The sequence below is a fragment of the Acidimicrobiales bacterium genome, assembly GCA_036491125.1.
GTDB lineage: Bacteria > Actinomycetota > Acidimicrobiia > Acidimicrobiales > AC-9 > AC-9.
In genome coordinates, this window is record DASXCO010000180.1 from 12,291 (window position 1) to 35,441 (window position 23,151).

23 protein-coding genes are annotated in these 23,151 nt (G+C 70.5%); 10 read left to right on the plus strand and 13 right to left on the minus strand.

Annotated elements, in window-relative coordinates:
• Positions 1–3 precede the first annotated feature (3 nt).
• The 3 genes from VGF64_14150 to VGF64_14160 all read right to left on the minus strand — a co-directional run bounded on the left by VGF64_14150 (position 4) and on the right by VGF64_14160 (position 3,387).
• Positions 4–1,449, minus strand: coding sequence for an aldehyde dehydrogenase family protein (locus VGF64_14150; GenBank protein ID HEY1635901.1), 1,446 nt, complete (start codon positions 1,447–1,449; stop codon positions 4–6).
• A gap of 117 nt (positions 1,450–1,566) precedes the next feature.
• Complete coding sequence (locus tag VGF64_14155; protein ID HEY1635902.1) at positions 1,567–2,451, minus strand: hypothetical protein; 885 nt, start codon at positions 2,449–2,451, stop codon at positions 1,567–1,569.
• A gap of 159 nt (positions 2,452–2,610) precedes the next feature.
• Positions 2,611–3,387, minus strand: coding sequence for an SDR family NAD(P)-dependent oxidoreductase (locus VGF64_14160; GenBank protein ID HEY1635903.1), 777 nt, complete (start codon positions 3,385–3,387; stop codon positions 2,611–2,613).
• 87 nt (positions 3,388–3,474) lie between these two features.
• Here VGF64_14160 and VGF64_14165 point away from each other — a divergent pair, with 87 nt between their 5' ends.
• The 3 genes from VGF64_14165 (at position 3,475) to mptB (ending at position 6,559) form a co-directional block, all read left to right on the plus strand.
• Positions 3,475–3,930, plus strand: coding sequence for an NUDIX domain-containing protein (locus VGF64_14165; protein HEY1635904.1), 456 nt, complete (start codon positions 3,475–3,477; stop codon positions 3,928–3,930).
• A 7-nt stretch (positions 3,931–3,937) separates the two neighbouring features.
• Positions 3,938–4,735: a sugar phosphate nucleotidyltransferase gene (locus VGF64_14170; protein ID HEY1635905.1), complete on the plus strand. Its 798-nt coding sequence runs from the start codon at positions 3,938–3,940 to the stop codon at positions 4,733–4,735.
• 69 nt (positions 4,736–4,804) lie between these two features.
• On the plus strand, positions 4,805–6,559 hold the full coding sequence (mptB, locus tag VGF64_14175) for a polyprenol phosphomannose-dependent alpha 1,6 mannosyltransferase MptB (GenBank protein HEY1635906.1): 1,755 nt from the start codon (positions 4,805–4,807) through the stop codon (positions 6,557–6,559).
• Positions 6,560–6,592: 33 nt separating this feature from the next.
• Here the strand turns inward: mptB and VGF64_14180 are convergent, their stop codons facing one another.
• The 5 genes from VGF64_14180 to VGF64_14200 form a co-directional block, all read right to left on the minus strand.
• Positions 6,593–7,633: an S-adenosylmethionine:tRNA ribosyltransferase-isomerase gene (locus VGF64_14180; protein HEY1635907.1), complete on the minus strand. Its 1,041-nt coding sequence runs from the start codon at positions 7,631–7,633 to the stop codon at positions 6,593–6,595.
• A complete protein-coding gene (locus VGF64_14185) occupies positions 7,630–8,376 on the minus strand; it encodes an SDR family oxidoreductase (protein HEY1635908.1) in 747 nt (248 codons plus the stop codon). The genes VGF64_14180 and VGF64_14185 overlap by 4 nt, the downstream gene beginning before the upstream one ends.
• Before the next feature lie 112 nt (positions 8,377–8,488).
• Positions 8,489–9,160: a response regulator transcription factor gene (locus tag VGF64_14190; GenBank protein HEY1635909.1), complete on the minus strand. Its 672-nt coding sequence runs from the start codon at positions 9,158–9,160 to the stop codon at positions 8,489–8,491.
• A complete protein-coding gene (locus tag VGF64_14195; GenBank protein HEY1635910.1) occupies positions 9,150–10,277 on the minus strand; it encodes a GAF domain-containing sensor histidine kinase in 1,128 nt (375 codons plus the stop codon). Before VGF64_14195 ends, VGF64_14190 begins: the two co-directional genes overlap by 11 nt.
• 7 nt (positions 10,278–10,284) lie before the next feature.
• The gene (locus VGF64_14200; GenBank protein ID HEY1635911.1) at positions 10,285–11,925 is read right to left on the minus strand and encodes an amidohydrolase family protein; all 1,641 of its coding nucleotides are present in this window, start codon (positions 11,923–11,925) and stop codon (positions 10,285–10,287) included.
• A 137-nt stretch (positions 11,926–12,062) separates the two neighbouring features.
• Between VGF64_14200 and VGF64_14205 the strand changes: the two genes are divergently transcribed.
• The 5 genes from VGF64_14205 (at position 12,063) to VGF64_14225 (ending at position 16,357) form a co-directional block, all read left to right on the plus strand.
• Positions 12,063–12,281 carry a hypothetical protein gene (locus VGF64_14205; GenBank protein ID HEY1635912.1) on the plus strand — a complete coding sequence of 73 codons (219 nt, stop codon included), beginning with the start codon at positions 12,063–12,065 and terminating at the stop codon, positions 12,279–12,281.
• A 146-nt stretch (positions 12,282–12,427) separates the two neighbouring features.
• Positions 12,428–13,354, plus strand: coding sequence for a M23 family metallopeptidase (locus VGF64_14210; protein HEY1635913.1), 927 nt, complete (start codon positions 12,428–12,430; stop codon positions 13,352–13,354).
• A gap of 74 nt (positions 13,355–13,428) precedes the next feature.
• Positions 13,429–14,652, plus strand: coding sequence for a cytochrome P450 (locus VGF64_14215; GenBank protein ID HEY1635914.1), 1,224 nt, complete (start codon positions 13,429–13,431; stop codon positions 14,650–14,652).
• A gap of 437 nt (positions 14,653–15,089) precedes the next feature.
• Positions 15,090–15,470: a hypothetical protein gene (locus VGF64_14220; protein ID HEY1635915.1), complete on the plus strand. Its 381-nt coding sequence runs from the start codon at positions 15,090–15,092 to the stop codon at positions 15,468–15,470.
• Positions 15,471–15,586: 116 nt separating this feature from the next.
• On the plus strand, positions 15,587–16,357 hold the full coding sequence (locus VGF64_14225) for a L,D-transpeptidase (protein HEY1635916.1): 771 nt from the start codon (positions 15,587–15,589) through the stop codon (positions 16,355–16,357).
• 12 nt (positions 16,358–16,369) lie between these two features.
• On the opposite strand, the gene VGF64_14230 is transcribed toward VGF64_14225, so the two are convergent.
• From VGF64_14230 to VGF64_14250, 5 genes are all read right to left on the minus strand, one after another.
• Positions 16,370–16,780 (minus strand): hypothetical protein, encoded by a 411-nt coding sequence (locus VGF64_14230; GenBank protein ID HEY1635917.1) that lies wholly within the window; start codon positions 16,778–16,780, stop codon positions 16,370–16,372.
• A 5-nt stretch (positions 16,781–16,785) separates the two neighbouring features.
• Positions 16,786–18,078 (minus strand): Coenzyme F420 hydrogenase/dehydrogenase, beta subunit C-terminal domain, encoded by a 1,293-nt coding sequence (locus VGF64_14235; GenBank protein HEY1635918.1) that lies wholly within the window; start codon positions 18,076–18,078, stop codon positions 16,786–16,788.
• Positions 18,078–19,739, minus strand: coding sequence for a hypothetical protein (locus VGF64_14240; GenBank protein ID HEY1635919.1), 1,662 nt, complete (start codon positions 19,737–19,739; stop codon positions 18,078–18,080). The genes VGF64_14235 and VGF64_14240 overlap by 1 nt, the downstream gene beginning before the upstream one ends.
• A 125-nt stretch (positions 19,740–19,864) precedes the next feature.
• On the minus strand, positions 19,865–20,692 hold the full coding sequence (locus VGF64_14245; protein ID HEY1635920.1) for an SDR family NAD(P)-dependent oxidoreductase: 828 nt from the start codon (positions 20,690–20,692) through the stop codon (positions 19,865–19,867).
• Between the two features lie 105 nt (positions 20,693–20,797).
• Positions 20,798–21,733: a diiron oxygenase gene (locus VGF64_14250; GenBank protein ID HEY1635921.1), complete on the minus strand. Its 936-nt coding sequence runs from the start codon at positions 21,731–21,733 to the stop codon at positions 20,798–20,800.
• 48 nt (positions 21,734–21,781) lie between these two features.
• Between VGF64_14250 and VGF64_14255 the strand changes: the two genes are divergently transcribed.
• Together VGF64_14255 and VGF64_14260 are read left to right on the plus strand one after the other, a co-directional pair.
• Positions 21,782–22,396 (plus strand): TetR/AcrR family transcriptional regulator, encoded by a 615-nt coding sequence (locus tag VGF64_14255; GenBank protein HEY1635922.1) that lies wholly within the window; start codon positions 21,782–21,784, stop codon positions 22,394–22,396.
• A gap of 44 nt (positions 22,397–22,440) precedes the next feature.
• A complete protein-coding gene (locus VGF64_14260; GenBank protein ID HEY1635923.1) occupies positions 22,441–23,031 on the plus strand; it encodes a hypothetical protein in 591 nt (196 codons plus the stop codon).
• Positions 23,032–23,151 lie beyond the last annotated feature (120 nt).

The following is a 23,151-nucleotide window of genomic DNA, read 5'->3' on the forward strand; positions in this document are numbered from 1 at the left end:
CACCTACAGCTGGAGGGATTTCACCTCCAGGTACTCCTCCAGGCCGAAGTGGCCGAGCTCCCGGCCGTTCCCCGACTGCTTGTAACCCCCGAACGGCGCCAGGGGGTTGAAGCTGCCCCCGTTGACCTCGACCTGACCGGTCCGGAGCCGGCGGGCGACCTCCTTGGCCCGCTCGGCGTCGCCCGCCCAGACACCGCCTGCCAAGCCGTAGAGGGAGTCGTTGGCGATGTTGACGGCCTCCTCCTCCGTGTCGTACGGGAGGATGGCCAGCACCGGCCCGAAGATCTCCTCCTGGGCGATCGTCATTCCTGGCCGAACGTCGGAGAAGACCGTCGGTCGCACAAAGTAGCCCCGCTCCTGTCCCTCGGGCGCCTCGGCGCCGCCGGTGAGGAGTCGAGCCCCTTCGTCGAGGCCCTTCTTGATGTACCCACGCACCCGCTCCCGCTGGGCAGCGGAGACGAGCGGTCCGAGACGCGATCCGTCGGCAAACGGGTCGCCGGGCGTGTACGTCTCGGCGGCTTTCACCGCCAGGTCCTCCACCTCGGCCAGGCGCGAGCGGGGGACGATCATGCGGGTGAGGGCGCTGCACGTCTGGCCCGAGTTGAGGAAGCACGCCCCGACGCCAGCGGGCACGGCCTGCTGCAGATCGGCGTCATCGAGGATCACGTTGGGCGACTTGCCGCCCAGCTCGAGGGCTATCCGCTTGACGGTGCCCGAGGCCAGCTCGCTGACGCGCTTGCCTGCCCGGGTCGATCCCGTGAACGAGACCATGTCGATGTCAGGATTCGATGCGATCGCCTCGCCCACCACCGGACCGGTCCCGCTCACCAGGTTGAACACGCCCGCCGGGAGACCCACCTCGTCGATGATCTCGGCGAGGATGAACGCGTTGAGGGGTGCCACCTCGCTGGGCTTGAGAACGATGGTGCAACCGGCCGCCAGCGCCGGCGCGACCTTGGCCGCGATCTGGTGCAGGGGATAGTTCCACGGGGTGATGGCCCCCACCACGCCGATCGGCTCCCTGACGACGAGCGAGTTGCCGATCTGCTCCTCGAAGCTGAACTCGGTCGCCAGCTGGGCCATCGACCCGAAGCTCAACGTCGGCAGACCGGCCTGGATGATCATCGACAGGTTGATCGGCATGCCGACCTCGCTGGCGATGTCGTTGGCGATGTCGGCCATGCGGGCCTGGAGGCCCTCCTGGATCCGAGACAGGTACTTCGAGCGCTCCTCCGCCGAGGTCTGCGACCACGACGGGAAGGCCGCCTTCGCCGCCTTGGCGGCGCGGTCGACATCCTCGGGCGTCCCTTCGGGGATCGTGCCCATGACCTCTTCGGTGGTCGAGTTGGTCACGTCGATCGTCCCCTTGCCGGCCGAGGGCACCCACGCCCCGTCGACATAGATCTTGTCCCGGATCTGCATGGCGCCTCCCTGGGCCGCGGCCCGCATCGACCGGCCATTCGAGTGTCGCCCACCTTAGGCCGCTTCGATCAGGCCGGCCTTCCGGGCCGGCCTCGCCGCTTCGCGCCGGCGGCTGCTTCCATCAGGCCGGCCTTCCGGGCCGGCCTAGCCGGACGAGCTGCACAGCACCGTCAGGCACGACTGACCCCCGGGCTGTGAGCTCGAGCCCGGCGGCGGCCCCGAGCCGCCCGAGGAGGGAGGCGACGACGAGGAGGGCGGCGGCCCCGCAGCGCTCTCTGAGCTGCCCGGGCTCGACGCGAAGAACAGAGGGATCAGCTGCCGCAGCTGGTCCGGCCCTGGCCGCGGCGCCAGCTGGCTGAAGTCGGCGTTGGGGCCCACCTGCCAGAACGAGAAGGTCTCGGCGTAGTCCCCCGCGGGCGACGAGAAGTCGTCGCAACCGTCGCAGCCGAACCAGGGCGCCGACGTCGACGCGCCGCGCAGGTGCAGCCACTCCCGCCGGCGCTCGGGCGTGTTGTAGGCCACGTCCGCAGCGTGACCGATCTCGTGGGCGATCACGTGGGCGACTGTCTGCTTCGACTCCCCATTCCGCAGGTAGATCTCGATCCGGTGCTCGTCGAAGATCGTCTGGCCCATCAGATCCGGTCGCGCCCCGAGGAACACGATCTGGTACCCCAACTGCTGCCAGGGATACGAGATCTGCGACAGGGCGGCGGCGCCGATGGGCGGCGGTGGCGGGGTGGGCGGGGTCGGGCGAACCAGGGGCGCGCCCGGGGGTGGAGGCGGTGCCGGCGACGACGAGGGGTTCGGGTCCGGCGCCATGATGATCGGTCCGCCGGGATCGATCGAGACGGGCGTCCTGTCGACCGCGTGGGCGGGGCGGGCAGCATGGGTCGACGCGGCCCCGATCGACAGCAACGCGCCAGCAGTTCCGCCACCCAGCGCGGCGCTGGCGGCCACGGTGCCGATGAGGACCCGGCGCGTCAGCCTGGGCGTCCACAGCCGGGCCTTGGCCAGGCGCCCCTTCCCCATCCCCTCACCTCCCCAGCTGCCGGGCCGCCCCGCCTGCGAGCTGTGCCTTCGGTGGGGACGACCGGCCCTCTGAGATTAGCCCAACGAGGTCGCCAGGCGCGCCGTCCTCCCTGGTCAGTGGGCTTCCGGGGGGCGACGGACGTGCCACCCACCCGCCTGTCACCCCCCAGACGCTCGGAGAGCCCGACGGTAGAGTCGAGGGGCGAGAACCCGCGCCACCGGAGCCAGCCTGGCCACCCGGGTGACGTCGATCTCGAGACGCGATCGGCCGACGCCGTCGAGGAGGGCGCGCGACACCTGCTCCTCGGTGCGTCGCACCGATCGAGGGGGCAGCGGCATGCCGGCGTCCACCGCAGCGCGACCCATCGCCGTAGGCACCCAACCCGGGTAGAGGACGTGAAGGTGCACTCCCCTGGCCTCTCCCTCGTACGAGAGGCCTTCGGTGAACGCGCTCAGCGCCGCTTTGGAGGCGGAGTAGGCGGGCTCGCCGGGTGCCGGGGCCCGGGCGGCGTCCGACGAGACGTTGACGATCGAGCCGTGGCCGCGCTCGAGCATGCCGGGCAGCACGGCCAGGGTGCCGGCGACGGCGGCGAAGTAGTTGGTCTCCATCAGCCGGCGGTGCCGATCGAGCGGGTCCCCTTCGGTCGCCTCCTCGCCCACCCCGGCGTTGTTCACCAGCAGGTCGATCCGACCGTGCTGCTGCTCCAGCTCGCCCAGGAGGGCGGCGTAGCCGGACGCATCGCTGACATCGCAGACGCGGTAGGTGGACCCGGACGTGCTCCGCTGCATCTCGGCGGCCACGGCCCGCAGCGGTTCCTCCCGCCGGGCCAGGGCGGTCACGACCGCGCCCGCCGCCGCCAGGTCGAGCGCCATCCTGCGTCCGAGGCCGGCGGAGGCGCCGGTCACCACGGCGAAGGACCCAGGTCTGATCGGCATCCCCGTTTCATGGCCTATCGGCAGGGCGGTTGTCAATCCGACACTGATCACCCCGAACCTCCCCGTCGGCCGTTAGCGTCGGCGGGCATGAGATGGGCGGCCCGGCTGGCCTACCAGCTGTTGCGGTTGACGTGGCTCATCCGCCGGCCCGTGACCCTCGGGGTCAAGGCCATGCTGATTGCGGACGACGACATCGTCCTCGTGCAGCACACCTATCAGCCGGGATGGCTGCTGCCAGGCGGCGGCATCAAAAGGGGCGAGACCCCGGAAGAGGCGGTGCGCCGCGAGTGCGCGGAAGAGCTCGGCGCCACCATCGGACCTATGGAGCTGTTCTGCGTGTGCAGTCGCTTTCGCGACGGGAAGAGCGATCACATCACCGTCTTCGTCTGCCGCTCCTTCACCTTGGGCAAGAAGCGCGACCTCGAGATCGAGGCGTGTCAGCTCTTCCCGCTCGCCGCGCTTCCGCCTGACGCCTCGGCGGGCACCCGCCGGCGTATACGGGAGCTGATGGACGGCGATGGGTGCGGCGCCCGCAGGTGGTAGGCGACAGGTGTCCGACCCGAGCGCGACGGCCACGTCCGACGGCGAGCACCGCGACCTGGTTGCCGTCGTGCTGGCCGCAGGCGCCGGCCGTCGCCTGCGGCCGCTGAGCGACGTACGACCGAAAGCCTTGTGCCCGGTGAACAACGTCGCCCTCGTCGACCTCGCGCTCGAGCGGGCCGAGACCGTCGCGACCGAGATCGCGGTCAACGTCCACTACGGCCGGGAGCTGATGGAGCAGCACCTGGCCGGGAGAGTCCACCTCTCGCTCGAAGAGCCCGAGGCCCTCGGCACAGCGGGCGCCCTCGGTCTGCTGCGGGGCTGGATCGCCGGCCGCCCGGTGCTCGTGGTGAGCTCGGACGTCTGGCCGCGGTACCACCTCTCCGAGCTCGTCGAGGGCTGGGACGGGGCCCGGGCACGACTCCTCATGGTGGCGGGCGGCGACGGGCGGGGCTTCGGCCCCCTCACCTACGCGGGAGCGGCCCTGATGCCCTGGTCGGCGGTGGCTGGGCTCGAGCCAGAGCCGTCCGGCCTCTACGAGGCGTCGTGGCGGTCGCTCGACGCGGCCGGCCAGCTCGATCTGGTCACCACCGCCCACCCGTTCCTGGACTGCGGCACGCTGGGCGACTACCTGGCTGCCAACCTGGCCGCGTCGGGCGGGCGGAGCGTGATCGGGCCCGGTGCGATCGTGCACGGCGAGGTCGTTCGCTCGGTCGTCTGGCCTGATGGCATCGTGCGCGCTGGTGAACGACTGATCGACTCGATCAGGGTGGGTGCCGACCTGACCGTGACACCGAACAGGTCATGACGCGGTAGCCCTGGCCGGGGTGCACGCCCCGCATTGCCCAGCCCGGCTACGGTGCGGGCCGTAGGATATATGGCGAACGTGTTACGACCCTCGGCGGTACCGCGCGCCCCAGCTGAGGGCGGCCTGTGGGCCGATTCGGCGCGCCCCGGCACGGCGCTCGCTGGCCTCGTGGCGTCGGCACGGCGGGTGTCGCGCCACCAACTGGCGGTGCCGGGCGCGGTCGGGTTCCTCGGCACCTTCCTGGCGTCGATCGCGGCCACGCACCCCGGAGGGATGTTCCTGGTCCGATCGGACCCGTGGTTCTTCCGGATCCCGCCGTTCTCAGGCGCCTCACAGAATCCGTCGCTGGTCGCGTTCTACTTCGGCGTCGTCCTCCTCGTCGGGGCGTGGCTCGCCGTGGTCCGCGCCACCCGGTCCGCTGACGGGCCGACCACCGGCCCGGTCATCGTCGTGATGGCCATCTGGGCCCTCCCGCTGCTCGTCGGTCCACCCCTGTTCAGCGGGGACGTGTTCGTGTATGCCGCCGACGGCCAGCTCGTGAGCCACGGCCTGAACCCGTACAGCATGACGGCATACGCGTTGGGGCCGAGCCCGTTTCGGAGCGCCGCCCATGGAGTGTGGCTCCACACCGTGTCCCCCTACGGCCCGCTCTTCCTCCGGATGGCCGGGGTGGCAGCCACCATCGGTGCACACACGGTCGTGGGCGCGGTGATCGCCTTCAGGGTCCTCGCCTGTGCCGGCCTGGCCCTGGCAGGGGTCTCGCTCACCGCCATCGCCCGCCGCCACGGCCAACGGCCCGCGCACGTGTTGGCGCTGGCCCTGCTGAGCCCGCTTACCCTGCTCCATCTGATCAGCGCTGGCCACAACGACGCCATCATGGTTGGACTGCTCGCGGCCGGCGTTGCCCTCGCCACCTCCGGACGACCCTTGGCCGGGATCGTGCTGTGCACCCTGGCCGCCGCCGTCAAGCTGCCGGCGGGCGTCGCCATCGTGTTCATCGGGTGGGAGATGGTCCGAGACCTTCCGTCGGTCCGGGCCCGGGCCGTCGTCCTGGCGAAGGGTGGGGTCGCAGCCCTGGGCACCATCGTCGTCGCCACGGCCGCCTCCGGGCTGGGTTGGGGATGGCTGGGTGCGCTCGGCGTACCGGGGACGGCCTCACCGCGCCTGGCGGTGGCGAACGACCTGGCCTTCGGCTTCGATCACTATCTCGGTCTCTCGTTCCTCACCGCGCTGCACCTGTGGCGAGACCTCGCCATGTTGGTTGCCCTCGCCGCCGTCGCCTACCTCGTGCTCCGGAGTCCGCGGGGCCGATGGATCCCCGCTCTTGGCGCCGCCCTGATCGTGGTCGCCGTCCTCGGACCAACCTTCTACCCCTGGTACCTCACGTGGGGGCTCATGCTCGTGGCCGCGACCGCCGCCGACCGATGGGAGCGGGCGATCATCTGGGCGAGCGTCATACCGACCTTTGCCGTGGCTCCCGGCGGTGAGGGCTGGCTGGACCAGCTGGCGACCAAGCTGGCCGGGACCTGGGTCGCCCGATCTATCGTCGGCGCCGTCGTCGCCGTCGCCGCCTTCACGGTGCACCGGCCCGGGTGGATCGCCAACTTCTTCCGGACAGACCGGCGCGAGCCCGACAAGCACGACCTGGTCGGCGTCAGCGCTGCTCGCCATCCCGAGCCGGCGCCGATGTCGGCGACGTCGGACGGCGCCAGCCGCGGCGGACTCCGGGGACCACCCCCATCGGCCATCGACATCACCGCGGCCCCCAACGGACCGCGCCGACACGACGAGGACGAAGACGAGAACGAAGAGGTCGTGTCCTAGGAGCGGGCACTCCTCAGTCGTTCGCCGTCAGGATCACGGCAGGATCAGGTGGAGGTCGCCGAGCTCGTGCCACAGATACGCGCCGTCGAGCGCGGCCCGGTAGGCGGACTGCAGGGCGAACGGCTCGGCGATGGCCTGGAGGATCAGCAGGTGGCTGGCCCGCGGCTCGTGCCAGCCGGTCAGCAGGCCGTCGACGGCGCGTACAGGCCGGTCCGGCGTCACGATCGTCTCCGTCCACCCGACGCCCTCGTGCACGAGACCGTCGTCGTCGACGACGGTCTCGAGGGCACGCACGACCGTCGTGCCCACGGCCACGACGCAGCCACCCGAGGCGCGGGTGTCGTTGACCCGACGGGCCGTGGCCGCCGGCACCCGATACCACTCCGGCGGGGGCGGCTCGCCGACCTCGAGCGATGACACGCCCGCGTGGAGCACGAGGGGGCTCACGGCGATGCCCCTGGCCACGAGGGCGGTGATGATGTCGGCGGTGAAGGCTCGACCCGCGCTCGGCATCTCCGCGCTGCCGAGTTCGGTCGCGTAGACGGTCTGGTAGGTCGCGAGGGGCCAGTCGCCGGGCGCGTGGCCATACCGGATGGGTCGACCGTGGGCTTGCACGAACGCCAGGTCGCCGATCGGCAGCTCCAGGGTGACGACCCACAGACGGGCAGAGCCCCGCCAGCGGGTCACGAGTCGCACCGATCCCCCCGCCGGTAGCGACACCACGTCGCCGTCCCGTCCCCCGGGCTCGGGAAGGCTCGCCGGCCAGGCCGGTCGGCGCAGCTCGGCGAGCCACTCGCCGCCCGGCAGCCGTCCTGAGAGGTGCACGTCGACCCCGCTGCCGTCGAGTCGTCCCGCCAGCGCCGCCGGCAGCGTGCCCGACGTGTTGATCACCAGCAGGTCGCCGGCCTCGAGCAGTGTCGGCAGGCCACTGAAGCAGGCGTGCGCCGGTTCGGCCGCTCCCTTCGACACGAGCAGGCGCACGTCGTCCCGCCCCCGCCCACGAACCTCTGGCGGCTCACGCGCCTCGAGCGCCGGAGGAAGGTCGAAATCCAACGACGCCGTCGCCGTCGTCATGTCCCCACCAACTCGCTCCGCGCCGCCGCGTCGTCGCTGACCGCATCGACGCGGTACCGGCCGCTCGGCGTGCCCTGGCCCAGCAGGGCGAGCAGACCGGGAACGCTCGCTTCGGGGAGCGGACGGTCCGATATGTCCTCGCCAGGGAACGCCGCCTGGTGAAGGTCGGTCCGCATGTCGCCCGGATCGACCCACAGCACCGGCAGCTCGGGATGCTCCGCAGCGAGCACGTTGCTGAGCTGCTCGAGGGCTGCCTTCGACGATCCGTAGCCTCCCCAGCCGGCGTAGGGTTCACCGGCGGCGTCCGAGGTCACGTTCAGGATACGACCGCCCGTCGCTTCGAGGAGCGGTAGGGCCAGCTGCACGAGCCGCAGCGGCGCCACGACGTTGACCTCGTAGACGCGCCTGAGCTCATCCAGTGGGTAGTGGGCGAGCGCCGGCTGGGGGCTCGGTCCGAGCACGCTGGCGTTGTTGACGAGCAGGTCGAGTCGGCCGAGTCGAGCGGCCGCGGCCACGAGGCGGCTCCGGTGATCCTCGTCGGCCACGTCGCCGATGATGGTGACCACCGTCGTGCGCCGTCCCAGCTCGGCGCCGGCCCGAGTCAGCGACTCACCGCCCCTGGCGTCCAGCACGAGACGCCAACCGTGGTTGGCCAGAGCGCGAGCGAGGGCGAACCCAAGTCCTTTCGAGGCACCGGTGATGATGGCGACCCGTTCGCCACGAGATGTCGTTGTCTCAGTCATGAAGCCGAACCTACGGATGGAAAGGCTCTGCGTCATCGGGCGCACGGCCCAGCTGGACCCGGTAATTGGTCCTAGGACTGCGGGCTGAGTGAGCGGCCGCCGTCGAGCGCTGCTACGGCGCCGTGGGGCCCGAGCCAGCGTTTGGATCCACCAGCCCCACGCGGACCGCGTAAAGGGCCGCCTGGGTCCGGTCGGCCACCCCGAGCTTGCTCAGGACGTGGCTGACGTGGGTCTTCACCGTCTTCTCGGCGATCGACAGCTCGCGGGCGATCTGCTTGTTGGCCAGGCCCCGACCGACGAGGGCCAGCACCTCGCGCTCCCGGTCCGTGAGGGCCACGGGACCGGCGCCCGATCGCCCCGCGGCGTACTCGCGCAGCAGGCGGGCCGCTGGCCGCGAGCTCAAGGCCGCTTCACCCCTCGCCACGGCGCGTATGCCCTCGGCCAGCTCGGCCGGCGCCACGTCCTTGAGGAGGTAGCCGGCGGCGCCCGCCTGGACGGCGGCCAGCAGCTTGTCGTCATCGGGGAAGCTGGTGAGCACCAGCACCTTGGTGCCCGGGTGCTCCTCGGTCAGGCGGGCGACGGCGGCGACGCCGTCGATGCCGGGCATGACCAGGTCGAGCAGGACGACGTCGGGAGCCAGCGACCGGACCGCCGCCAGGGCCTCGGTGCCGTCACCCGCCTCTCCCACGACGGCGATCCCGTCCTGGACTGCCAGGAAGGTGCGCAGCCCCTCTCGGACCACCGGATGGTCGTCGACGATCACCACCCGGACCTCAGGCGTCAACCGGCACCTCGGCTCGGATGGTCGACCCCCCGCCCGGAACAGACTCCAGCACCAGCGTTCCGCCCAGGGCGCCAGCCCGCTCCTCCATCGATGTGAGGCCGAGGTGACGGGCCCGGAGACCGGACGACCCCGGATCGAAGCCCACGCCGTCGTCGCTGACCACGACCACCAACCGCCTCGCTGTCATCTCGACGGTGACATCCACGGCGCTCGGGCGGGCGTGGCGCACGGCATTGCCCAGGGCCTCCTGCACGATGCGGAACACCTCCCGCTCCGTGCGGGGCCGAATCCGACGTTCGCCGGTCGCGGTGAGCCCGATGGGAACCCGGTGCACGCGTCGCAGGATCTCGATGTGCTTGCGCAGGGCCGGCACGAGCCCGTCGCTGGCGAGCTCGGGAGGGCGCAGCTCGAAGATCATCGAGCGCATCTCCTCCAGCGCCTGGCGGGCCAGCTCCTGGGACCGACGCAGCTGCTCCGCCGCCTCGGCGTGCTCGCTGCCCAGCATGGTCAGCCCGGTCTCGGACAACAGGACAGAGGTGAAGAGTGTCTGGGTCACCGAGTCGTGCAGCTCCCGGGCCAGGCGGTTGCGCTCCTCGACGACCCCGAGCTCGAGCCGCTCCTCGTGGAGTCGGACGTTCTCCAATGCCAACGCGACCCGCGTCGCGAACCCCTGGATCAGCTCCTGGTCGAGCTCGTCGAAGCAGCCGCCCTCGATCTTGTCCGCCAGGTAGAAGGCCCCGATGACCCGTCCCTCGAGCTCCACGGGGACGCCAAGGAACGTTCCCATTCGGGGATGGGCGGCGGGCCACCATTCGAAGCGGGGGTCGGACTGGATGTCGTCACTGCGGTAGGCCTTGCCGTCCTGGAGGATGGCGCCCAGCAGCCCGTGCGTCCTCGGCAGGGGCCCGATGGCAGCCACCGCCTCGTCGCTCAGGCCCGAGGTCACGAACTGGGCGAACTCACCCTCGTCGTCGGGGATGCCGATGGCGGCGTAGCGCGCGCCGACCAGGCCTCGGGCCGCCTCCGCCAGCCGCTCCAGCCGGCCCTCTGCGCCGAGGTCGACACCGAGCGAGAGCACGGCGTCGTCCACCGACCGGGAATTGAAGTCCCCCCGCACGGCGCCGCTACCTCCGCAGCAGCCGTCCCGGCCGCGCGTCCTCCAGGTCGACCCCGCCGGCCCGCGTTGGGGTGCCACCGACCCAGACGTGATCGATGCCCACGCTGTCGACGACCAACCGGTCGGCACCGCCCGGAAGGTCCCACGTGCGGGTCGGCTCGGTCGTGCCCACCAGCTCGGGGTCGAACGCCACCAGGTCGGCCGCGTACCCCTCGCGGACCAGGCCCCGCCCGCCGAATCGGAACACCTCGGCCGGATGGCCGGTGAGCCGCCAGACGGCCTCTTCCAGCGACAGGGTCTGTCGTTGGCGCCACCAGTAACCGAGCAGGTGGGTCGAGAAGCAGGCGTCGCAGAGCTGGCTGGCGTGCGCCCCCGCGTCCGACAGGCCAAGCACGGTCCGCTTGTCCCGCAACAGGTCGGCCACCTCGACCTCGTCGTCGTTGAGCAGCACCACCTGGAACCGCGTCCGCAGACCCTCCTCCAGCGACAGATCGACGAGCACGTCGAAGGGCTCGACACCACGCTCCTCGGCGACTTCCGCCACGGTGCGACCTCGCAGTGCCTGATGACACTCGGTCTCCTCGATCGACATCTTGGCCCACCGTCTCGCCCAGGCCTGGTTCACCTCCGGACGGGCCCGCTCCCGCCACGCCGGGTCGGCGTACACGCCGGGCCGCTCGGCGCGCGGTACGGCCAGCACGTCCTTCATCGACGGGAGCATGGCGATGGGAAAGGGGTCCTCCAGCGCCACCTGCATGACCAGCGGACGGCACGCGATCTGCGGCCACACCTCGCCCCCCAACGTGGCGGTCTGCTCCGCCAGGGCCGTGGCCGTTCCCCGCGCACCAAAGCCCGTGAGCAGCGCCGTCCACGTCACCGGCAACCCCAGCCGGGTGGAGAGGGTGGCGAACTCGTCGAGGAACAGTCCGGGACCGGGCGTGATCTGGACGAGGCCCTTGCCCGCCTCGCGCAGCGCGTCGGCGATACGGAAGACCTCGTCGACCTCGGCCAGGCGGCTCGGCACGGGTCGGCCCCCGGCCCCTGCGTGCGTCGGTGACCGCGACGTGGCGAACCCGAGGGCACCCGCGGTCATCGCCTCGAGCACCATCCGGCGCATGGCCTCGACCTCGTCGTCGGTCGCGGGTCGCTCGACGGCCTCGTCTCCCATGGCGTAGAGACGGAGGGGCGTGTGACCGATGAACGCGCCCACGTTGATCCGCTTCGGGATGCGGTCGAGCGTGTCGAGGTACTCCGGGAACGTCTCGAACCCCCAGGGGATGCCAGCCTCCAGCGCCTCGGCCGACATCCCTTCCACGTTCTCGAGCGTGTGAGCGATCGTCGACCGGTGCTCGGGTCGAGTGGGGGCGATCCCGAAACCGCAGTTGCCCATGGCCACCGTCGTCACCCCGTGCCAGCAGGAAGGAGTGAGATCGGGGTCCCACAGGATCTGGGCGTCGTAGTGGGTGTGGATGTCGATGAAGCCCGGCGCCAGGACGAGCCCCGACAGGTCCACCTCCTCAGCATCCGAGACGTCATCGGGAGCGCCATCGACCGACACGATCCGATCACCATCGATCACCACGTCGGCCCTACGGCCCGGCCCACCTGACCCGTCGACCACCAGCGCTCCCCGCAGCGCGTAGCTCATACGACCTCCTCCGATCACCGCCGAGTCTCGCCACCGGAGCCGCCAACGTCAACGAGTGGCGACCAGCATGCCTCCAGCGGGCCGCCCCGGGTCGAGCCATCCACGCCCTCCGTGACCTCCGGTCCTACGCTTTGGCCGTGAAGGGTGACCGGGTCGAGATCCTCGTGGACGTCGGCGGCGGCGTGCGCCAGTTCGACGTGCGAGCGACGAAGGCGGGCCGGCGGATCGAGGTGTCCACCGCCCGGGGCGTGATGGAGGTGACCGAGGTGACCCGGTCGGGGCAGCCGGTGCGCACCGCCCGCTTCATGTCGACCCGGGTGGTCAGCGTCGTGGAGCATCCGGCCGCCGACAACTAGGCGTCTCGAACCCGCTCCGCCGCACTGTGGTGCGGTTGGGTCAAATGTCGGAATTGTCGAGATGACGGCAGGATTCGCCCTGGGGTGGGCCGAACCACTCTTCCCATGTCGCGGAGAGTGCGTTGGTTCGTCGCGCCGGAGAACGGATGAGCCGACCTCGGCTCCAGGACGAACGGCCGACAGCAGTCCCGCTGACGCAGCCGCCATCGCCGCCTGGTCCCGCCGAGCTCGCGGAACGCGCCACCTCCTCACCCCTTCTCATCGTCCGGCTCCTAGCCCGGACGGCATTCGCCCTCGATGCCGCGTTGCAGCCCCGCTGGCGCCGGGTGCATCACCAGCTCGACCGACTCTGGCCACGGGCCCGCTCCCGCAGGGACGACCGACCAAATGGTTTTCCCTGGGGGCAACCTCCACCGGTCCTGGCGACCCTCGTCCTGAGCACCTCGCTGGTGACGGTGCTCGCTGCCGCCGGGATCGCACTGGGCCTCGTCCCCGGCCACGGATCCGGAGGACCAGCGAACGCCGGCGCGTTCGCTGTCTCGGCCACAGGGCACGGGCCGGACGAGCGCCTGACGCGACGCGCACCAACACACGTCGTGGTGGTACCTCCCGCCCCTCCGGCGACGGACTCGCTCTCCGGCGCACCGCCCCCTCTGCCTGCCGCGCCCGGACCGCCCGTGGCCGCAGTGCAGCCGGCGCCGGCCCCCGCTGGTCTCATCTGGCCCGTCCACGGTCCCGTGGCCCAGGAGTTCGGCCACAACGGTCATCCCGGGATCGATATCGACGCGCCGTACGGCACGCCAATCCACGCCGCTGGCAACGGTGTCGTCACCTGGGCCGATTGGCAGGGCGGCTACGGCAACTTCGTGCTGATCGACCACGGCAGCGGGCTCGTGACCGGCTACGGGCACCAGTCGCGTATCGCGGTGACCCGCGGCCAGAAGGTGAGCCAGGGGGATGTCATCGGGTACGAAGGGTCGACGGGGTACTCCACTGGTCCCCACGTGCACTTCGAGGTGCGCATCAACAACGTGCCCCACAACCCGCGTCTGTACGTACCCGGCAACCCGTAGGTCGTCAGCCGGCGGCGCGACGGCCAGCCCCGAGCTAAGGTGACGCTGACGTCAGCGATCAGGGGAGGAGGTCCATGCCGTCGTCCAGCGCCCAGCAGGCCTTCGATCGGACCGTCGGCGGCACGCGGGATCCATGGACCCGATTGGCCACCCTGCGCCGAGACGACGGGGTTGTCGAGGGCGACATCGTCCCCGACGCTGGCGCGGGCACAGACAGAAGCGGCCGACGGTTCGCGGTCCTCCGCTACGACGACTGCGCTGGCGTCCTCCGGGACAGCGTGACCTTCTCGTCGCGGGTCTACGAGAGGGTGATGGGCCCCGTCATGGGGCACACGATCCTCGAGATGGACGACCCCGAGCACGGTCGATTCCGAAGACTGGCGGGTCACGCCTTCCGCCACAAGGCGCTGGAGCGATGGGAGTCGGAGCTCGTCGAGCCCCTCGCCCAGGAGACCATCGCTGCGTTCGCCGGGCGTGGTCACGCCGAGCTGGTGCGGGAGCTCACGTTCCCGTTCCCCGTCCAGGTCATCGCCCGCATCCTCGGTCTGCCCCGAGGCGACTACCCGATGTTCCAGGAGCTCGCGTTCACGCTCACCAGCGTGGGCGCGGGATACCGAGCCAGCCGCCAGGCTTCCGATCAGCTCGGCGCGTACCTCTTGCCGATTGTCCGCGATCGGCGCGCCCGCCCGGCGGACGACCTCATCAGCGAGCTGGCAGCGGCCGAGATGGATGGCGAGGCGCTCTGCGACGAGGAGATCGTCTCCTACCTCCGGCTCCTCCTCCCGGCTGGGTCCGAGACCACCTACTGCTCGATCGGCAACCTCCTCTTCGCCCTGCTCACCCATCGGGACCAGCTCGAGGACGTACGCGGCGACAGCGCGCTCATGCCCCGAGCGATCGAAGAGCTGTTCCGCTGGGAGCCGGCCATCCCCTTCATCCCTCGTGTAGCCACCCGTGACGTCAGCATCGCCGAGGTCCCCATCCCAGCCGGTGCCCGTGTGACGGTGTGCCTCGGCTCGGCGAACCGGGACGAGACCCGATTCATCGAGCCCGACCGATTCGACATCCATCGGCCAGAGCAGCAGCAGCTCGCCTTCGCCTCCGGGCCTCACATGTGCCTGGGGATGCACCTGGCCCGCATGGAGATGCGAGTCGTGCTCGCCGCGATTCTGGACCGTCTACCCGACATCGAGTTGGCACCCGGTCCAGACGGATCGGATACCGCTGACCCGCATATTCATGGCCTCGGATTCCGCAAGCCCACCAGCGTCCCGGTGCGGTTCACGCCTCAGCCATAGAGCGCGAACGGCGCCCATCCCCTCGTAACATACGCGGCAATTCGGGCGCGGCAAAACAACGACCATAGACGCAGACGACCCGTTGTGTTACAACGATGAAAGAACGGCGGGCTCGGCGGAGTCCTATAACAAAAGAGGGGGGAGCAACTATGCCGAACATTCGGCATATCGCGGGCGCGCTGACGCTCGCATCGGGGAGTGTTTCGCTGGGGTTGTTTGCAGCCACGGCGTCGGCTCAGGCAGCGGGTACTGGTGGCACAGCTGTCGGAGCCGCTTCCGCAGGTAGTGGCCAGGCCTCGGCGATCGGTGCCGCCACGACAGGGCCCGAAACAACGCCGGGAGGGCCTGGAACAATTCCGGCAGGGCCGGCCCCAGGTGCTCTGCGATCGCCGGCGCCCACCGGCGGTGGCGGGGGCGGCAACTTCTCGAACAACACCGTGCAGGTCATCGCCGGCAACCACACCGGGACATGCTCGCCGGTCGTCGGTCAGCAGGTGAGCGGCGCCAATACCGCTCAGGCCGCCGTCACCAACAACAGTGGCAACGCGAACGACAGCCCATCCGTCAACAATGGCGACGCGTCCGGCAACGGCAGGGGTACCGGTGGCACCGAGAACCACAACATCACAGCGATCAACCAGAATGTGTCGGTCAGCTGCTTCAACAACACCACGCCCCAGACCGTGACCAAGACGGTCGTGGTGCCGCAGACCGTGACCAAGACGGTCGTGGTGCCGCAGACCAACACGGTCGTGCAGCAGGTCCAGCAGGCCCCGGTGGCCTCGGCCGTCACCACGACGGCGCACTTCACCGGCTAGCACTACCAGTCGAAGTACGGAACAGAGGGCCGCACGCCATAGGTGTGCGGCCCTCTGTACCATTGCTCCAGGAACGAGGGGGGAGGGTTCCGCCAATGTCACGGACCAGGTCGACGATGACGTTCGTCGCAGCGGTTGCCGCCATTGCCGTTAGTGCCCTGGCCGCTGGCTGCGGCAATAGCAGCGACGCCGCGCAAGCAAAGGCCGCCCTGAGAGCATCGGCGTCGACCAAGGCGCACCCCACGGCGGTGTCGCGACAGGCGACGCCCGCGGGCCCGCAGTTCCCCGCCTACACGGCCACCGCTCAGGGTCCACAGATCGACGTCCACAGCGCCCCGAACGGGCCGACCACGCTCACCCTGAACAGCCCGCTGCCTGAGGGCACACCGCTCACCCTTCTCCTCACGCCGAGCATCGCTCAGACGGCGGGGGGCTGGCTCCAGGTGTTCCTACCGACCAAGCCCAACGGCAGCACCGGCTGGATTCCCGCGAGCGAGGTGAAGGTGCAGGGCGACCCCTACCGGCTGGTCGTCACCCAGTCGACGCACCAGCTGAGTATGTACAACCTCGACAACCTCGTGCGCTCCTACCCGATCGCGGTGGGCGCACCGGAGACACCCACGCCCCTCGGCACCTACTACATCACCGAGCTGCTCAAGACCACCAACCCCGACGTCTACGGTGACTACGCCTACGGCCTGTCGGGCCACTCCCCGACCCTCACCGACTTCGATGGCTACGACGCCGAGATCGGCCTTCACGGCACCGGCGATCCATCCAGCATCGGCCAGAGCGTCAGCCACGGCTGCGTGCGGCTCAACAACGCCGACGTCGACGCCCTCGTTCCCCTGCTCCCCCTCGGCACGCCGGTCGAGATCCGGGCCTGAGCAGCGGTCGCGCTAGCGCCGGCGGGTCTTCCTCGCCGGCCCGGCGACCCGTTTGGTCTTGGTCGCCTTGGCGGTCTTGGTCGCCTTGGCGGTCTTGGTCGACTTCGCTGCCCGAGCCGCCCGAGCCGGCTTCGCCGGTGCCCTGGCGCCGACCCGCCGGCTCACTCTCCCGGCAAGGCCCTCGAGGCACTGCGCCCACGTGCGCTCGCCTACCGCCCACAGCCACAGCTCGTAGTCGTAGCCGCGGAGGATCGCCGACAGCGCGGCTCGATCCACACCTTGCCCGGCGAGCGCGGGACCCCACGCCTTCCACAGCGGTGTGACGATGAGCCGACCCGAGGCGATCTTCGCCCGCACCGCATCCGGCTCGCTCGTCACGCGAGCCCGCAGTCCGACCGGCTCGGCGAGCCCCGGCAGCTCCACGAGGCTCAGCGCTCTCGAAAGACGGGAGCCCGGTCGGTGTCCGCATACGACCGGAGGTGCTCCTCGAAGTCGACGAACAGCGACCCATCAGGGTCGAAGGGCCTCGAGAGCGTCTGGAGAGCGATCTTCTTGTCGAAGCCGCTCAGCTTGTGGAGCGGCTCGACCGCGTCGAGGCCCCGAACCTCCAGCCGGTCTCTCGCCAGCTCGAAGGCCGTGCGACCGGGCTCGGTGCGCACCAGGACGCTCGAGTACCCCTCGTCGCTCCCGACACTGCCGACCGAGATGTCGGCCCCGTGGCCCAAGAAGTCGGCGCACTCGTCGCAGCCCTTGAGGGCGGCACCGTGGAAGTCGCGCACGGGTTCGTCCACGAGGCGGTTCCCCTCGCGGTCCTCGACGATCATCCGACCGTGGATGACGTCCACCTTGCCCACCTGGGACAGCAGAAGTCCTCGCTCGTCTCGCAGCTCGCGAAGCATGAGACCCCGGTAGTCGAAGCTCTTGGTGCACAACAGGGCGATCGTGAGCACGACAGCCTCGACCCGCGACTTGCCCCAGGTCCACGGCCGGGCCTGCATGGCTCTGATCCCTTGCACCTCGCACGGCGTGCCGACCACGGCGATCCGTGGATCGGGGGGAAGGTCGTGGCGATCAAGATCCAGATGACCAAGGGCCATGGTCTGGTTGTAGAAGCTGCCGGCCGAAGCCGCGACCTCGTCGGGCGTCCGGGCCAGGTGGGCGACGCCCTTCCACGGCTTGTTGTCGTCCTCGCGCGCCAGCAGCACGCCGTCCAGGTGGCCGGCCTCGAGGGCGGCAACGAGGATGGCGCTCACCACGCCTCCGTCCTGGGCTCCCGACATGCCGCCGGCCACCCGGGCCGTGTGCGAGTCCCGCACGACGCCCAGCCCGTTGCTCGCCGGTCCCCCGGTGATCGTCCACCCCGAGTCTGCACCATCAGGCGGCGGGCTGACTGCGTCTGCCCGCCCTCGCGCCCCGTTGCCGTTGCGGCGGGATGACAGGGTGACCGGTGTCTCCTCGATGAGCGGCCAGGTCGCCTCGTAGCGCAACCCACCCCGCGGGCAGAAGTCCCAGCACAGCGAGCAGCCCGTGCACATCTTCACCAGCTCGGGCAGATCGTCGGTACCGATGCCGATCGAGTCGGAGGGGCACACCGCGACGCAGGCGCCACACTGGATGCAGCGCTCAGCATCGATGACCGCCGCCTCGAGCTCCCAGAACCAGGTCTTGCCGGGCGCCTCCTCGGCGCCGCTCATCTCCTCGCGGATGGTGAAGCCGGCCATCAGGCGGACCCGTTCAGCGTCGCCCGCACGTCGGCGTTGGCCACCCGCCGGGACCACCGATGGAACGGCTCGTCGTCCGCGCGCTCGGCTTGGTAGCGACGCAACACCCGCACCAGGGCGTCGGGCACGTCGTCGATGGGCTTGGCGCCTTCGACCCAGTCGGTGAACCTGGCCTCTGCGCCCAGGCTGCCCCCGACGCCGATGTCGACCGCCTCGGAGATCCGATCAGGCAGGTGCGCCGTCTCCCCACGGAAGCCGATGTCGGCGATCTGGGGCTGGGCGCACGATGCCGGGCACCCCGAGAAGTGCATGCGGACGATGCCGTCGCCGTTGCTGCTCCCGTTCGCCCCAGTCCAGTCGGCGCCCAGCTCGTCGTCGAGGAAACGGGCCCACTGCGTGGCGCGCGCCTTGGTCTCGACCACGGCGAAGCGACAGAACTCGCTGCCCGTGCAGGCGGCAACGCCGCGGGTGAAAGGCCCAGGGTTGGGACTGTGGACCCCGAGCAGCGGCTCGGCCAGCAGATCGTCGAGGCGATCCTCGGGCACTCCCGGGAGAACCAGGTTCTGATCTGTCGCCAGCCGCAGCTGGCCGTCCCCGTAGGTCTCGGCCAGTCGGGCCGCCTCGATGAGGTCCCCTCCCGACATCCGGCCCACGGTCACGCTCAATCCCACGTAGAACCGCCCTCGCTGACGCTCGGCGTGGACACCCACGTGGTCGCCGCGGTAGCGCCGGGTCAGCTGCTCTCCGGCGGGTGCGAGCGCAACCGCACTCCTTGCCCCCAGTTCGGCGCGAAATCCCTCGGGCCCGAGCTCCTGGACCAGATACCGCATCCGGCAGATGCCGCGGTTCTCCCGATTTCCCAGCTCACCGTAGAGCTGGGCGATGGCCCTGGTGAGCTCCACGGCCTGCTCGGGCCGAACGAAGACGTCGATGTCCGACGCCATGCGGGGCCCGTCGGACAGTCCCCCGCCGACGAGGACGTTGAACCCGACAGTTCCGTCCTCGGCGCGAGCGGGCCACATCCCGATGTCGTTGATCTCGGCCTGGGCGCAGTCCTCACGGCACCCCGTGACGCTCATCTTGAACTTGCGGGGCAGGTTGGCGTACTCGCGGTTCCCGGTGAAGAAGTTGGAGATGGCGGAGGCGACGGGCGAGGCATCGAAGACCTCCTCGGCGTCGATCCCGGCGACCGGGCAGCACAGCACGTTGCGGGCCGAGTCGCCGCACGCCTGCACGGTGACCACGCCGACCGACTCCAACCGTCGCCAGATCTCGGGCACGTCCCCGATGCGGATCCAGTGCAGCTGCACGTCCTGGCGCGTCGTCAGGTCGCAGAAGCCGTCTCCGAACGCCGGGTTGGGCTCCGGGCCGCGAGCGAACTGCTCCGCGATCTCGCCGATGGTCCGGGCCTGGACGGCGCTGAGGCGACCCCCCGGAACCTTGATGCGCACCATGAACGCATCCCCGCCCTGACGCTGGGGATAGAGGCCCACCCACTTGAGCCGCTCCTGCTCACCGTCAACGGCGGCGATGGCCTCGGGGCCCTCTTTGGCGTAGCGGTCGATGACGGCCTGGTAGACGTCGAGGGGGGGGCGCGCCAGCTTGATCCGCTCGACTTCGTTGAGCTTTCCCACCGTCCGAAACGGCCGTAGGAACTCCATCGATCCCGGTCCTCGACTGAGCAGATGGTCCGGGCTCGGCCACCCGGGCGCAGGCCCGCGATCCTAGCGTGATTTCTGACTAACCTGATCAACTATTGAGGATTTGGGGCGAAACGGGCTCGGCGTCACCTCCGCCCCGCGCCCACGCGAGCGAGCCGATCCGACACCGAGATCGGGAGGAGCCGGTTGAGCGCCCACCCCAGCTTGGCCTCGGGTGAGACGGGGACCAGGGCGCGGTCGTGCTCGACGGCGGCGAGAATCGCCATGGCCACCCGCGACGGCTGGTAGTTCCGTCGTCGGAACACGGTGGCAAGACGGCGCACCTGGGCGGGATCGGCTCCCCGGAACCGCGCCCGGGAGATGATCGGGGTGTTGACGATTCCCGGGCAGATCACCGACACCCCCACCCCCTGGCGGTACCAGTCGGCCCGTAAGCAGCGCGAGAACGCCAGCACGGCGGCCTTGCTGGTGACATAGCCGGCCTCGTTGGCCGTGGTCGTGTATGCGAGTCCCGACGCCATGTTGACGACGTGCCCCCTGCCGCGGGCCACCATGGCGGGCCCGAACGCCTGGCATCCGTGGATCACCCCCATCAGGTTGATCCCGAGGATCCACTCCCAGTCCGACGGCTCCATGTCGAGGAAGCGGGCGGACATGCCCACGCCCGCGTTGTTGACCAGCACTTCCAACGGCCCGTGGACGCCGTGGACCTTCTCCGCCAGCTCGGTCATTGCCCCGCGGTCGGCCACGTCCACCCCGAAGGCGTCGGCCGGTGGGCCGATCCCCGAGCAGTCGGCAGCCGTGGCCTCGGCCCCCGCCTGGTCGATGTCCACCGCCAGGACGGACGCGCCGACCCGGGCGAAGGCGAGCGCCGTCTCCCGCCCGATGCCGCTGGCGGCGCCGGTGACCAGGACGGGCCCCGCGGATGGATCTGCGCTCGGTCTGGTCGGCAATGGGGCTCCTCGGGTCGCCGGGGTGCCGACGCTATCGAGTGGATGTGTGGCTGGGCCGGCCTCCCGGGCCGGCCGTGTGGCTGGGCCGGCCTCCCGGGCCGGCCGTCATGCCGCCGGGGTCCCTTGCGGGTCGACGCCGCACAGGTCTCGCCAGCCTCGGGGCACCCGCCCGGGTGTGACCACCTCTGCCTGGAGCATGGCGTCCAGGACTGGCCGGGTCGCCTCGTATCGGAGGGCGACCCGTTCGGGGGTGCGATTGGCGGCACGCCAGGTGGCCCACCCCGGCAGTCCGACGGTCTCGTACACACCGGGGTGCACGAGCAGGCGGAACATGTCCCGGATGACGAGCGGCGCGATGTGGCGAACGGCGAAGCGGTCCGTCCACGACGCCCGACGCCACTCCTCGGGCAGCACGGTACGGGCGAAGGCGAGGTGACGAGCCTCCTCCTGGCGGTGGTAGCGATTGACGTTGACCAGGAAGGGGTCGGTGTCGGGGTGCTCGGCGGCCTTCTTCTGCAGGAGGTCGGGGATCTCCTCACCGGCCAGCACGAGGACGTCCAGCAGCGCTGGCCGGCGGATGATGGCTCCCATCCCGACCCGCTGGATCGACCGGAACAGCGCCTTGTCCAACGGGCTGCGGGCGCTGGGCTGCAACTGGTCCAGCAGCCGGGAGAAGAGGCGAGAGTGCCGTGTCTCCTCACCCATCTCGTGGAGGGCGTACACGACGCGGGGGTCGGTGTAATCCCGCTGCAGAGCCAGCTGGAACGAGAACCCCGCCATCAGGATGGCCTCGAACTGGAGGCCCGCCTCGACGATCGATGCCACCTCCTCGCGGGACAACGTGATCAGCTGCTCGGGACTCAGCTCGAGATCAAGGCCCGCCACGCTGAGCAGCTCGGACGGCAGCACCGCCCCGGCGCCCACCTCGCCGCTCACGTCGACGTCCGGCTCGATCGTGCGGCGCAGCGACGCCGCCGACAACCGCTCGATCTTGACGTCCGCCTGCGCGTCTGGCTTCAGGTCCCCACTCACAGCAGCCATGGATGGAGTATCCTACGAATTGACGGAAATCGTCAACCCTTCATTTCTGTGACCTTGGACACGCTTCGGACCACCACGCCGGCACCCCCCTCCAAGGGCGAGCGGACCCGCCAGGCCCTCCTCGACGCCGCCATCCAGCGCTTCTCGGCCGACGGGCTGAGGGGCGTGGCCCTCTCCGATGTGGCGCGCGACGTGGGCGTGACGCCGGCGGCCGTCTACGCCTACTTCCCGGGCAAGGAGGCCCTCTTCACCGCCGCTGTGGACGCCGACGCCGACGCCCTGGTGGAGGTCGCCCTCCACGCCGTGGAACGCGGCCGGTTCACGGGCGACTGGGCCGCGCTGATCCAGCTGTTGCTCGACTCCCTGCCCGACCATCCGCTCGCCCGGCGCGTGCTCTCTGGCCTCGAGCCCGAGTCGACCGAGCGACTGCTCGACATCCCCGCCCTGGCCCGGCTGCGAGCTCAGCTGGCCGAGCTGCTCGCGAGCGACCAGGACATCGGGGCCGTGCGTCACGACGTGGATCCCACGCAGCTCGCCGACGGGTTGGTGACCATCGTGCTGGCCCTGCTCATCGGCGTCCTGCAGACCGGAGGCCGACCGCAACCAGAGCGTGCTCCCGGCGTGATCGCCGTGTTCGAAGCAGCGCTGGGCGCGCCCGGCTGACGCCCGGACACAGCCCCGACACCGTACGCCGGTAAGATCGCGACATGCGGCTGAGGGCACTCCTCGTCGCGGCGTCGGCAGGGGCGCTGGGCCTCGGGGGTTGTGCCACGAGCTCACCCGCGGCGCATACCAACGTGCAGGGCCTGGCCCCCTCGCACACCACTGCCACGACCGCGCTTCCGGCGGCATCGACCACGACCTCGGGATCATGCTGGGAGGGCTCTCTCACCCTCTACCAGGACCCCAGCGCCTGGCGCTGCACGGCGGCGAACCAGATCATGGATCCCTGCTTCGCTCCACCTGGTCAACCCGATGCAACACAACTCGTCTGCGCGTCAACGCCATGGGCGCCGGCGACCCGGTTGCTGCTCACCCAGTCGTTGCCCCTCGACGCGGCCAACACACCCGGCTCCGGGCCCAGACCGGTCTGGGCCATGGAGCTGACCAACGCTGATCGATGCGTCCTCGGCACTGGGACGGCGACCCAGGTCGGCACGACCACCCTCGAGTACCTCTGCACCTCGGGCGCACTGGCCGGCAAGATCGACCGCAGCCGCCAGCCCTGGACCGTGCAGTACCGAGCCCCGACATCGTCGACGCTGCGACCACTCGCCGTGCGCAACGCCTGGGCCTGACCGCCCTTCGGCGGATGACCCAGGTAGCGGGTGGCCGGCGGGTCACCCTTCCCGGCGGCGAAGAGGCGCCCCTACCGGCCACCGCAGTTCGCCCGGGGCCCACGAGGGGGGAATCTGTGG